At 35.3% G+C, this 12,828-nt stretch carries 14 protein-coding genes and 1 pseudogene; 9 read left to right on the forward strand and 6 right to left on the reverse strand.

The features are described 5' to 3' along the window. Positions 1-28: 28 nt before the first annotated feature. The 4 genes and pseudogenes from FD36_RS07075 (at position 29) to pepT (ending at position 2,818) form a co-directional block, all read left to right on the forward strand. Positions 29-319, forward strand: coding sequence for a DUF1801 domain-containing protein (locus FD36_RS07075; RefSeq protein ID WP_056958626.1), 291 nt, complete (start codon positions 29-31; stop codon positions 317-319). A gap of 430 nt (positions 320-749) precedes the next feature. Further along, a partial coding sequence (locus FD36_RS05500) for a MetQ/NlpA family ABC transporter substrate-binding protein (RefSeq protein WP_235803515.1) occupies positions 750-1,326 on the forward strand: 577 nt, incomplete at its 3' end. A 1-nt stretch (position 1,327) separates the two neighbouring features. Next, positions 1,328-1,598 (forward strand): annotated as a pseudogene (locus tag FD36_RS06930) (MetQ/NlpA family ABC transporter substrate-binding protein); the annotation flags it as partial. 11 nt (positions 1,599-1,609) lie between these two features. Continuing rightward, positions 1,610-2,818, forward strand: a complete 1,209-nt coding sequence (gene pepT / locus FD36_RS05505) for a peptidase T (protein WP_056958630.1) — start codon at positions 1,610-1,612, stop codon at positions 2,816-2,818. 60 nt (positions 2,819-2,878) lie between these two features. Here the strand turns inward: pepT and FD36_RS05510 are convergent, their stop codons facing one another. The 5 genes from FD36_RS05510 to FD36_RS05530 all read right to left on the reverse strand — a co-directional run bounded on the left by FD36_RS05510 (position 2,879) and on the right by FD36_RS05530 (position 5,641). Further along, positions 2,879-3,151 (reverse strand): hypothetical protein, encoded by a 273-nt coding sequence (locus FD36_RS05510; protein WP_056958632.1) that lies wholly within the window; start codon positions 3,149-3,151, stop codon positions 2,879-2,881. A 20-nt stretch (positions 3,152-3,171) separates the two neighbouring features. Beyond that, positions 3,172-3,726, reverse strand: coding sequence for a hypothetical protein (locus FD36_RS05515; RefSeq protein ID WP_056958634.1), 555 nt, complete (start codon positions 3,724-3,726; stop codon positions 3,172-3,174). Beyond that, positions 3,727-4,569 (reverse strand): ABC transporter ATP-binding protein, encoded by an 843-nt coding sequence (locus FD36_RS05520; RefSeq protein ID WP_420896808.1) that lies wholly within the window; start codon positions 4,567-4,569, stop codon positions 3,727-3,729. 102 nt (positions 4,570-4,671) lie between these two features. Next, positions 4,672-5,130: a MarR family winged helix-turn-helix transcriptional regulator gene (locus tag FD36_RS05525; RefSeq protein WP_056958639.1), complete on the reverse strand. Its 459-nt coding sequence runs from the start codon at positions 5,128-5,130 to the stop codon at positions 4,672-4,674. Position 5,131: 1 nt separating this feature from the next. Further along, the gene (locus tag FD36_RS05530; protein WP_225361975.1) at positions 5,132-5,641 is read right to left on the reverse strand and encodes a GNAT family N-acetyltransferase; all 510 of its coding nucleotides are present in this window, start codon (positions 5,639-5,641) and stop codon (positions 5,132-5,134) included. 162 nt (positions 5,642-5,803) lie between these two features. On the opposite strand from FD36_RS05530, the gene FD36_RS05535 reads away from it, so the two are divergent. From FD36_RS05535 to FD36_RS05555, 5 genes are all read left to right on the forward strand, one after another. Then, positions 5,804-6,883 (forward strand): AEC family transporter, encoded by a 1,080-nt coding sequence (locus FD36_RS05535; protein ID WP_056958642.1) that lies wholly within the window; start codon positions 5,804-5,806, stop codon positions 6,881-6,883. A gap of 16 nt (positions 6,884-6,899) precedes the next feature. Next, on the forward strand, positions 6,900-7,898 hold the full coding sequence (locus FD36_RS05540; RefSeq protein ID WP_056958644.1) for an NAD(P)-dependent oxidoreductase: 999 nt from the start codon (positions 6,900-6,902) through the stop codon (positions 7,896-7,898). A gap of 333 nt (positions 7,899-8,231) precedes the next feature. Then, complete coding sequence (locus FD36_RS05545) at positions 8,232-9,275, forward strand: PTS sugar transporter subunit IIC (protein WP_056958646.1); 1,044 nt, start codon at positions 8,232-8,234, stop codon at positions 9,273-9,275. 12 nt (positions 9,276-9,287) lie between these two features. Then, positions 9,288-10,466, forward strand: a complete 1,179-nt coding sequence (locus FD36_RS05550) for an aminotransferase class I/II-fold pyridoxal phosphate-dependent enzyme (protein WP_056958648.1) — start codon at positions 9,288-9,290, stop codon at positions 10,464-10,466. Next, positions 10,466-11,464: a D-2-hydroxyacid dehydrogenase gene (locus tag FD36_RS05555; RefSeq protein WP_056958650.1), complete on the forward strand. Its 999-nt coding sequence runs from the start codon at positions 10,466-10,468 to the stop codon at positions 11,462-11,464. The genes FD36_RS05550 and FD36_RS05555 overlap by 1 nt, the downstream gene beginning before the upstream one ends. Before the next feature lie 60 nt (positions 11,465-11,524). Here FD36_RS05555 and FD36_RS05560 read toward each other — a convergent pair whose 3' ends face one another. Beyond that, positions 11,525-12,346, reverse strand: coding sequence for a MetQ/NlpA family ABC transporter substrate-binding protein (locus FD36_RS05560; protein ID WP_056958651.1), 822 nt, complete (start codon positions 12,344-12,346; stop codon positions 11,525-11,527). Positions 12,347-12,828: the final 482 nt, after the last annotated feature.

A 12,828-nucleotide genomic window follows, 5' to 3' on the forward strand; every position in this document is an offset into this window, starting at 1 on the left:
CAAATATTGACTTCAATCCAAGTTTATAATGAAATACAACCAACCCATGTTTTTAGACCATAATTCTTACATTACTGGTTTTAATGTGGCGAAAAATCACTATAGTATTGGATTAGAGGGTCAAGAAATTGTGAAACACTTCATTCCAGAAATAGAAGCTATAGGTCTTAAGCATGGTCATAAAACCATCCAGATTCCCTATGATATACGTATCCCATCTAATCTATTCAAGAAAATCATCGATTTCAAAATTGAACAGAAAAAAGACCTCAAAACCTTTTGGCTCCCACCTGAAAAGAGATTCAAATCCGAACAATAACTATATACAAAACTTAATATAAAATAAATTAATTAACAAAAATTTTAAAAAACGCTTGACAGTTAATTATCTAAGTTTTATATTAATAACATCATAAAAAACAAATGAATATTAACCGTTTTACCAGTTGAGTACAAAGTGGAAATTTGTTTAGAGAGTTCCTGTTTGGTGCAAAGGAATCAATTTTAGCTTTAGAAGATGGACTAGGTTTCGGATTATTAGTGAGTTTCGACAAGCTAATAACGGTTTTGTGCCCGATATCAGTACAAGATTATTCCAATTTATTTGGTGCAATCTACTGAGGTTGGGTCTTAACGGGTCTAGCGAACTAAGGTGGTATCACGACAAACAGTCGTCCTTTAATTAGGGCGGCTGTTTTTTATTTATTTATTTTTTTAAATTATTTTATTATTTAAAGGAGAGTATTATCATGAAAAAAAGTATCAAATATAGTATTACAGCAGTCGTAGTTATTTTAATTGGGTTAGCTGCTTATTTTAGTTTCTTCCATAATTCTCAAAAAGAAGCAGGAAACAAAACAGTGACCGTTGGAATCATAAATGGATCAAAGAAAGATGATGAACTCTATGAATCAGTTGCCAAAACTGCTAAAGATAAATATGGAATTCATGTAGTTTACAAAAAGTTCACTGATTATTCTCAACCTAACAAAGCGTTAACCGAACACGAAGTTGACTTAAACTCTTTCCAACACGTAGCCTTCCTGGATGCTTGGAATAAAGCTCATCATACTGATATTGTGCCAATTGGTAAAACTATCATTGAACAAGGTCGGATTTATTCTCAACAAGTTAAAAATGTCAAAGACATCAAACCTGGTTCAACCATTACCATCCCTAATGACCCAACCAACGAATCACGTGGTCTCTACATTCTTCAAAGTGCTGGACTAATCAAATTAGCTCCTAACAAATCACTTGCAACTGTTAAAGATATTACCAGTAATCCAAAAAATCTAAACATCAAAGAAGTTGATGCAAGTCAAANTGCTAGAAGTCTTCCCGATGTTGCTGCTTCATACGTTAATGGTAATTTTGCTGCTAACGCTGGACTTGATCCTAACAAAGCCATTTATGTTGAACCAGTTAACAAGGTTTCTGCAAAATGGATTAACGTAATTGCTGCTAACAAAGCTGATAAAAACAATAAACTTTACAAAGAATATGTTAAAGCTTACCAAACTCAAACTACCAAAGATTTAAACAAGAAACTATACGGTAAGACTCAAATAACTGTTTGGGACATTAAACTTAAATAGGAGTTAATCCAATGGCAAAACATCCAAATTTACTAAACGATTTTTTATCCTACGTCAAAATTAACACTCGCTCTGACGCTTCAAAAACAGAAACTCCCACTACTTCGGGACAAACTGTTTTATTAGAAAAATTAGCCAATCAATTAAAACGTAAAAATCTAGAAAATGTTCACTTTAGTGATGGTAGTTTTGTTTTTGGAACCATTCCAGCAAATGTTAAAGCGCAACTCCCCGTAATTGGTTTAATTGCACATGTTGACACTGCTGATTTCAATGCCAGTAATGTTCAACCTCAAGTTCATCGCAACTATGATGGTCACAATCTCAAATTAAACAAAACAACAATTTTAAGTCCCAATGATTTTCCTCATCTAAAGAACTACATTGGTGACACACTCATCACAACTGACGGTACAACCTTGTTAGGTGCTGATGATAAGTCTGGAATCGCTGAAATCATGGCTTTAATTGATTATCTAAATCTTCATCCAGAGTTAAAACACAGCGAAATTAAAATTGCTTTTGGCCCTGATGAAGAAATTGGTAAAGGTGCAGACGCCTTTAATGTTGAAGACTTTGGAGCAGATTTGGCCTACACTCTCGATACTGGTGCCGTTGGTGAAATTAATGCAGAAACTTTTAACGCAGCAGAAGCAAAGGTTCGAATTCAAGGGACGAGTGTTCATCCGTCTACCGCAAAAGGTTTAATGGTGAGTGCTATCACTCTCGCTAACGAATTCGAGAATCAAATTCCAGCTAGAGAACGACCAGAATTTACAGAAGGTCGCGAAGGTTTTTACTTTGCTACTAACTGGCAAGCCACCCCTGATTATGCAGCAATCGACTACATCATTCGGGACTTTGACAAATCTGAATTTAAACATAAAAAAGATGTTTTTATTGAAATTGCTAAACAGATTAATCAAAAGTATCATGCTAATCGTGTTGCCGTTACGTTTAAAGATCAATACTTTAATATGGCAGAATTAATTTCTCCCGAAATTGTTAATCATGCTAAAGTTGCAATTCAAGAAGCCGGCATTTCCCCTACTATCATTCCGTTTCGTGGTGGAACGGATGGTTCTAAAATCACTTTTAAAGGATTACCAACTCCTAATTTGACTAACGGTAGTGAAAACGCCCATGGTCAATATGAATTTGCTAGTTTAGAGGCCATGGAAAAGGTCACTGATATTTTAATTAATTTAGTCAAAGCATAGCTAACAAAATAAAAAGTCGAACTCACTCGTTTTTAACAACGAATGAATTCGACTTTTTTGTTACAAATCAATTTTACGATAATGTTCCCAAGAAGCTATCAATAAAATTAACTCAACTCCTACCATTAGACAAATCTGTTCTGTTGCCAATGGATGGCTAAAATTCCGTTTAATCAGGCCAAACATAGTACTTTCGATAATCCAGTGCTTTATTTTAAATAGACTGCCAAAATAATTCAACAAAATCACTACATAAAGAACGCCCCAAATCGCTTTTCCAAATTTAGGAAGCCAGACAATGATGGCTGTGGCTAAAGTTAATAAAACCAGCATTGGTAATCCGTTTGCCCAAATTAAGCTAATAAAATGGTCAATGATCCAAATAATAAACCTGCGACTCCAATTAAACTAGCAAATAACCAGTTACCCGCTCCATTTGACCCAGTTAAATTAAGAATGTTTAAGCCACTCCCAATCAATATGGTTGTTAGTCCATTAATTAGAATCAGTTCATTAAAAGTTGCCAACAATGGGGCAAATCGTCCTACACACCGTGCTTGCATAATTTCTAATAACCCGTTATCTTCTTGTTTTCGCGTATTTCCATTTGCTAGTATGATTGCAAAAATTCCCGCTAACAACATCATCCAAAGACTCAATTCACTTACAAAGATATTACTAATTGAGGTTGTTGAATTTTGCAAGGGTCCTAGAATGGCTCTCATCGAAGGAAGTTTCAAGGTATTTATAATTGCGATTCGATTATTCAAATTAGGATAGACACTTGGATAAATTGCTGCTACACCAACTGTCATAAGTAGTATTAGAGCTAGCCAACTAACTAAAGTAACCCAGTCTTTACGTAAATAGAAACGAGTTAGAAAAAAAGTTTTACTAAAATGGTTCACTTATTTTTCCTCCCATACATTGTAATACTTCAAGAAAAGTTCATCTAAAGATGGGCGTTGAATACTAAGATTCTTAATCCCAATTTTCGTTAAATAAGTCATGACAGGCTCTAAATCAGCCACTTTAATGGAAAAGCCATAACTATTACTTGAATTTAATTCAGTAAATTTAGTCACACCCGCAAATTTAGCTAACTGATCTGCTGGCACTTTAGTAGTAACCTCTACTTCAGAACTAGCAACATTTTGTAGTTCCGCTAGAGTACCACTTTGAATAATCTGCCCAGCATTAATGACCGCGATTCGATCAGCGGCCCGTTCAACTTCTGACAAAATATGAATAGAAAGCAAGATACTTTTGTTTTCATTTTTTAAATCTAGTAATTTTTGTTGAAAAATATCTTCATTTAAAGGATCTAGTCCTGAAGTTGGTTCATCAAAAATATAAAGATCTGCTTCAGTAGAAAATGTGGCTACCAACGCAACTTTTTGTAAATTACCTTTGGAATAATCACGATTTTTCTTAGTAATGTCTAAGTTAAAATCTCGAATCAATTGACCCGTCTTAGCAGTATGTTTTTGGTTGCTCAAAGCCAAAAGCATATCAATTGTTTCTCCACCAGTTAAGTTGGGCCATAGATAAACAGACCCTGGAATATAGGAAATTCTTTTGTGAATCTCAGCCGCATCAGTAAAGGCATCCTTGCCAAAAACTTTGATAGAACCAGAAGTTGGTTTTAACATTCCAAGAATCAATCGAATTGTGGTCGATTTTCCTGCCCCATTAGGTCCAATGTATCCTAAAACTTCTCCGCTATTTAACTCTAAATTAATTTCCTTCAAGGCTTCAAAGTTACCAAACTTTTTAACTAAATTGGTGATTTATAAATTGACTGTCATAAGTTGCCCCCTGGCCTTCTTTAGCGCAATTATACAACTTATCTCTTAGTATTCACGTTTAAATCCATCTCGAACTTTCATCCAGGATAATTTAATGTTTTCATCAACTTTATTTAATAAATCATTTAGCTGTTTAATTTCTTCATTGCTCAGCCCATGTAAGGCCGTTTCCGTCGAATACTGGTTTTCTCGCTCAATTATTTCTGCATAGCTTTGCCCTTTTTCAGTTAACTTCAAATGTCGACTTTTACTGTTATTTTCGGAGTATTCAGCAATAACTAATCGATCTTTAATCAACTTAGAAACAGCTCGCGAAACCGTTGATTTTTCAGAACGAAGTAATTCACCCAATTCCGTTTGGGTAATGCCAGGATATTCAGCAATTCGATTCAAATACTGGTATTTTCCCTTCGTCAAATCCAGTTTTCGAAATTCAACATTTGCAATGAAATCCAAGGCATGATTAATGCCTCCAATAGTTTTTAAAATTTCAGTTTCTTCCATATTAAACTCTTTTCTTCATAATATAATCTGTTTGACGATCGTTGCCCAGTGTAAAAATATGTTGTCCAGTTCGACAAAATCCTTTTGCCTGATAAAAAGCAATTGCAGCAGGATTTCCCTCCCAAACGCCTAACCAAATCTCAGACTTGTGTTTCGCTTTAGCAATTTGTTCTGCTACTTCAATTAACTTACTACCTAGTCCCTGTCGTTTAAAATCCGGTAAAATATAAATTCTTTCTACTTCCAAACAATTTTGACCTTCATCATCACTTTGGGCATCGTCAACATTAAGTTTTAGATAACCTGCTAACTTACCATTAACATAACCAAAATAGAAAAAAGAATTAGGATTATCAATTTCGGTCGTTAATTGACTTGAACTATAAGCTGTATCTAAATGCTTTTTCATATCTTCATCTGAATTTTCTGCTCCAAATGTATCAGCAAAAGTAATGCGACTAATTTTTTGTAATTCCGCTAGATTTTTTAATCCAATTTGTTTAATTTCCATTATTTTACCTCGCTTTTTAGTCATAGTTTAAAATAATATAGTTGAATATGCAGCTATATTACAAGAAGTATCCAATTATATTAATATCTATGATAAAATAAAGTTATAACAGTAATATATGCGATTACATCAATATAAAAATACACTTTTGGAGGAATAAACATGAGTATTACAGAAGCATTCGTGAAAACACTAACTAACCCAAGCATTGTTAGTGCTATCACATCAACTATTTTTATCATCTTACTTGGATTTTATTTTCGTAAGAAAAACATTTTTTCAGAACAATTTGGAAAGAATTTAGCAAAAGTTACCTTAACTGTTGCCATTCCAGCTCTTGCCCTTAATTCATTTATGGCACCCATTGATAGTAAAACACTTTCTGAGGGAATCGGAGTTTTAGTTTGGGGATTCTTAATCATCATCATTTTGATGTTTGCCGCCCCACTTCTATACGCTAGAATTAACAAAGATCAACGTGAAGTAATGGGAATTTTGACTACTTTTGGTTCAACCACTTTCTTCGGAATTCCGATTGTTGGTGCAGTTCTTGGACCTAAAGGAATCATGTACAGTTCTATTTTTAACATTGGTTACCGAGTTTTCCTTTATTCATACGCCTACATCAAAATGTCTGGTTTGAAAATGGAAATGAAAAACATTAAAAAAATGTTTCTTAACCCAATTGTAATTGCAACTTTCTTAGGTTTATTCCTTTGGCTTGTTCAAGCTTATGCACCACAAGTTACTGTTCCAACCTTTGTTAAAGGTGTAGTAGATGCCAAAGCTGGAATGCATTCTGTTGCATTCTTCAGAATTGACCAAACTGCATTATGGATTTGGAAACCATTAAACTACTTAGCTCAATTAGCTTCACCACTTGCTTGGTTATCAATTGGTGTTACCCTTGGTTCAATCTCATTTGGTCAAGCTGCTTCAAGCAAAATTTCATGGTACTACGGTTTTAACAAAGTTATCTTAGTTCCTTTATTTACTCTTGTAGCTACTGGTGCTCTTTCAGCAATGGGTGTTCTTCCATTAAGTTTCGTTGCTATCGCTACCATGGTAATTATGATGGCTACTCCAACTGCAACCGTTGCATCAGCATATGCAATTAGTTTTAATCGGGATGCCATTCTTGCTTCTAATGCATCATTAGTATCAACCGTATTAGCCGTAATCATGATGCCAATTTGGATTGCCCTTTTACAAGTTATTAACAGTGCCGGATTACTTAAATAGTTAGGAGTCAACACTTATGAAAATCACCGCTTACGGTGTAAGACCCATTGAAGTTCAATACTTTGAAAAATTAAATATTTACAATTATCAATTAAACCTTGTTCCAGAGATGTTAAGTCATGAAAATGCCATTGATGCAAAAGGTTCTGATGCAGTTTTACTTCGGGGAACCTGCGTTGGTGATCGAGAAAACCTAGCTAAATTTAAGAGCTGGGGTATCGACTATGTCTTTACTCGTACCGTTGGTTTTGATCATGTTGATCTTAAAGCTGCGAAAGAATTAGGCATCAAAGTAGCTCGAGTACCTGGTTATTCACCATATGCCGTGGCAGAATTAGCTATGACTTTAGGAATGACTTTATTTAGAAATGTCAGTGCTGAAATGACTAACACTCATGACGGTAACTTCAAAGTTCTCGATTCTTACTTTAGTAGAGAAATCCATAGTTCAACTGTTGGAATTATTGGTTGTGGACGAATTGGAGCAACTGAAGCTAGTTTATATGCTGGAATGGGCACTAGAGTTATTGGTTACGATAAACAACCAGATAACGAACCCGTTAAAAACGGCGTTGATTTAGTTAGTTTAGAAGAACTTCTTAAAGAATCAGATATCATCTCACTCCACGTTCCTTTCATTCCTGGTAATACAGAAAACATGATTGATACAAAAGAATTAGAAATGATGAAAGATGATGCTATCTTAATTAATACTGCTCGTGCTCAAGTCGTTAACATGGAAGCAGTCACAGATGCTTTAATTAACCACAAAATTGGTGGTTATGGTGCTGATGTATTAGTTGATGAAGGTGACATTTTCGGAAAAGATTTCGCAAAATTAAGCGATTTACCTAATGTTGAAGTTTACAAAATGATGGACCAATTTCCAAATGTAATTGTGACCCCACACGTTGGTTCATTTACTAAACCTGCTCTAGAAGATATGATTTCAGTTAGTTATAAAAATTTTCACGAAGTGCTAGAAACTGGTACTTGTGCAAATGAATTAGTTTAATCAAAAAAATCTCAGAAATAAATTCTGAGATTTTTTTTATAAAGTTGTTGACATAGCTTAGAATTAATAGTTTAATACTAATAACAAATAAAGAGAGGAAATATTATTATGAACAGTCAAATGATAAATCAAACTAGTTTTTATTTTTACTTTGCTTGGTATGACAACGTATCTAAGTAAGGTAATTTTTGGTTGCCTGGTTAGATACCCAAAGGATTCTAACTAGGTTCATCACAGATTGGATAATAATTTTTCCGATAACGAGTGTGTGTAATCCCAGTTAGTTTTCCTTAACTAACTGGGATTTTTTTATTACGAAAGGAATTTTTAACTATGAAAAGTAAAATTAAAGCACATACTCTAAACATTTTAAATGGAATGGCAATTGGAATTATCGTTGCCTTAGTTCCAGGAGCTATTTTAAACGCAATTATAAAACCATTGCTGCCCCATGCCCCATTTTTAAGTTTCGTCTTAGTCCTAACCAGTTTATCTGCCATGATTCTTCCTGCGACAAGTGCCGTCTGTGTCGGAATGTTGGCTAAATTTACTCCAATTCAAACTACTTCACTCGCTTTAGCAGCCACGATTGGTGCCGGAAATGCTCATGTCGTTAACGGAACTATTACAGCTAACGGAAGTGGAAATGTTTTAAACATCGGAATTACAATCGCCATTGCCTACATATTAATTATCTTTTTAGGTAAAAAACTTAAAGATTTAACGATTCTACTACTTCCCACTTTAACCATGTTAATCGGTGGTGGAATTGGAATGTTAACTCTTAAGCCTGTCAATCAATTTACAATGGCATTTGGTTTAGGGATTGAAAGAATTACTGGACTACAACCAGTTTTAATGGGAATTTTAATTGGAATTTGCTTTGCTATTCTCATTGTTTCCCCTATTAGTTCAGTTGGAATCGCAACTGCAATTGGAATTAATGGAATTGCGGCTGGTTCAGCCAACTTAGGAATTATTGCAGTTTCATTCGCGATTGCCATTGCGGGAGCTAAATCAAATTCCTTTGGAACGACAATTTCTCATTTCATTGGAACCCCGAAGATTCAAATGGCTAACATTTTAGCCAAGCCTAAATTGTTAATTCCTTCTATTATAAATGCCGGAATTTTAGGTGGTTTAGGCGCAATTTTCAACATTAAGGGAACACCTGTTAGTGCAGGATTTGGATTATCCGGATTAGTTGATCCTTTAGCTGACCTCGATGCCCATCCGCATGCAACGATTTTTCACTTAATCATGGTCGTAATTTTATTCATTGTTTTACCAATTACACTGGGTTTCATCAGTCGCTACGTCTTCACCGATAAATTACATTTCCAAAAGTCAGACGACCTCAAATTAGATTACAAATAAAGGAGAAAAATCATGTCAAAAGATTTAGTTAGTAAAATGAACCACGAAATGTTGCAATTGTCACCATCTGCCATTTTAAAATTCAATGACGAAGTCAGTCAGATTCCGGGAATTATTCCTTTAACTTTAGGTGAACCAGATTTCGCCACTCCCGAACACATTAAAGAAGCAGCGATTAATAGTATTAACAATGATCAAAGTCACTATGCTCCCACTAAAGGAACCAAAAAACTCCGGGAAGCAGCCGCTACTTTTCTTAACAGCAAATACGATTTAAACTATGATCCGGAAACTGAAATTATTATCACAGCTGGAGCTACTGGCGGAATTTACACGGCTTTAACTTCGATTTTAAATCCTGGCGATGAAGTTTTAATTCCAACTCCCATTTTTCCCCTCTACATTCCAATTACTTTATTGCGTGGTGCTAAACCAGTCTTCATGGACACTTCCAAATCGAGATTCGTACTTTCACCTGCACAGTTAAAACAAACTTTAAAAGACCATCCTAAAACTAAGGCAATTGTTTTAAACTCCCCTTCTAATCCAACGGGAAAGACTTACAATGAAGCAGCTCTTAAAGAATTAGCTGCTATTTTAAAACAACACGACATTTTCGTGATTTCGGATGAAATTTACAGTGAATTAACTTACGATGCTAAACACGTTTCGATTGCTAATTTACTACCAGATCAAACAATTTTACTAAATGGAGTCTCAAAATCACATGCGATGACGGGATGGAGAATTGGAATTATGGCGGCTCCAAAAGACATCACGAGTCAGTTAGAAAAAATTGATCAATTCACAATTACTTCGCCAACGACTAATGCTCAATTTGCCGCTGCCGAAGCATTAGAAAATGGTTCAGATGATGCCGTTGCTATGAAAGCCGAATACCAAAAACGGCGTGATTACGTTTACCAAGAACTCAAAGCACTTGGCTTTGAAATTGCTAACCCAGATGGCGCTTTCTACATCTTTGCTAAAATTCCCGCTAATTTAATCCAAAATAGTATGGACTTTGCTTACGACTTAGCTCGGAAAGGAAAAGTTGCCGTAGTTCCAGGAAGTGCATTTGGTCCTGGTGGTGAAGGCTACGTTCGAATTAGTTATGCCACTTCCATGGAAAACTTACAAAAAGCCATTCACAATATTAAAGAATACGTCGCAAATGAGGGGAAAAGATAATGCCAAAAATTTTAATGTACAGTGTACGTGATGATGAACAACCAGCCATCCAAAAATGGAGCAAAGATCATCATGTAACAGTCGATACTACCAATCACGAATTTCATGATGAGACCGTTGACTTAGCCAAGGGATATGACGGAATTGTGATTCAACAACGTGGACCGATTAGTGACAACGATACCATTTATCACAAATTAACTGACATGGAAATCAAACAAATTACCACAAGAACGGCTGGAGTTGATGTAATTAACTTGGATGCAGCTTATCAAGCTGGTTTAATCGTTACCAACGTTCCCGCTTACTCACCCCATTCAGTAGCAGAAATGTCAGTTGCCCAAACAATGCGTTTAATTCGGAATCTCGAAATTGTCGAAAAACGAAGTGATAACAACGATTACAAACTACGTGGTCCGATTGCCCGAGAAATTCGGACTTTAACTGTCGGAATTATTGGAGCGGGACGAATTGGTGGGCTTGCCGCTCGCTTATTTCATGCTTTAGGAGCCAAAGTCATTGCCTTTGATCCCGTTCATCATGAAGAATTAAAAGACGTCTTGACCTACGTAGACACTAAGAATGAATTGCTCGAACAAGCTGATGTCGTTGATATTCACGTTGATTTGAATGAGACTTCCAGGGGTTTGTTGGATGCGGATGCTTTTAAACACATGAAAAATGATGCCTTTTTAGTTAATGCTGCTCGTGGCCCAGTCGTTGTAACCGAAGCCTTGATTGCAGCCTTACAAAACCAAGAAATTGCGGGAGCTGCACTCGATACAGTGGAAGGTGAAGCAGCAATTTTTGATAAAGACTTTCAAGGTCGGCCAATTCCTAATCAAAATTTCAATGCGTTACATGCAATGCCAAATGTCATGATTACACCCCACATTGGTTTTTATACTAATATGGCCATTCAAAACATGGTGGAAATTAGTTTGAATGATGTGCTCGACATTATTGATGGGCAGCCTGTCCAAAATGAATTTAAATAAGCTTAATCAAAAAGAACTTACGCCGATTAAATATCAGCATAAGTTCTTTTTATAATCTAATTATTCACCCTTAGGGATATTCCAAAAACTATCTTTGTTATGTTTTTGAAGGTATTCTTTAAATGCTTTTGAGTGGTAAGCCTTATCAACTACTTTGGCCCACTTCTTGTCTTTATCTTGCTTATTCACTGCGGCAACTAAGTAGTAGTCAGGTTTGATGTCTTCAGAAATGAGCATCGTCTTCGTTGAAATTTTAGCTGGGTAAGCTGTTGATCCTGGTAAAATGACATAATCAAAATCAGAACGTGACCGTGGAATTTGCACATCTTGCATTGCCGTAATCTTTAAATCATATTTGTTAGTGGCAATATCTTTACTGGTGGCTTTGATTGGGTCAACGCCTTTTTTCAAGGTAATCCACCCGGCTTTAACTAACACATTGTAAGCCCGAGCCATGTTAGATGGATCATTCGGAATGGCAACCGTGTCACCCTTTGCAACTTCTTTTAAGCTATGCTTCTTTGCAGGATAAATTCCGGTTGGCACCGTGGGAATCTTAGTTAAAGCAGTTAAGTGTGCATGCTTTTCTTTATTAAAGTTATCCATGTAAGCAGTATGTTGGTCAACGTTTAAGTCAGCTTCACCATTATTGATGGCAACATCAGCTAAAGATAAATCACTAAAAGATTGGTTCTTAACCTTGTAGCCCTCTTTTTCCAAAATTGGTTTGACCCCTTTTAAGAATAAATCACTGTAAGGACCTGGTGATGACGCTAGCCGAATTGTATTCGTTTCTGATTGCTTTGGCTTAATAACGAAACTAAAAATAAAGATGACTCCAAAAATAGCAATTAATGCTCCAATAATATATTTCTTTTTCATAATTAAATCTCCTTAGATTAATAATGTAATTGATAAAAATAATACTTGGTTAATTTACTTTAGCAACAATCGTTAAATTTTCGGTTAAAAAAAACCAGTAACTATTCATATTGATAGCTACTGGTCTCTTTTTGATCTAATAAAATATCGAAAAAAGTGCTGTTATCAGTATGAATTTCCCCAAGTATTTAGCGAATTGGCTAACTAATGAGAAAATCCATCTGATTTAATCATTAGTTATTTTGACATACAACAGCAACAAGTCTTCATTTTATTAGGTCTCCTTTTAATTTTTTCTTAGTATATCACTTACAAAAAATAACTACAATAATTTTATTTAGAATTCTTTTCCACATAATCAATCACTGCTTGTGCCATTTTTTCTGATTGTTCATTAAAGAAATGGGGAAGGTTATCCAAAGCAAAATATCGCCAATCACTGGTTTCTTCTGTTCGATGGTCTATTGAACTACTCCCACTTA

Source organism: Fructilactobacillus sanfranciscensis DSM 20451 (assembly GCF_001436035.1).
Lineage (GTDB): Bacteria > Bacillota > Bacilli > Lactobacillales > Lactobacillaceae > Fructilactobacillus > Fructilactobacillus sanfranciscensis.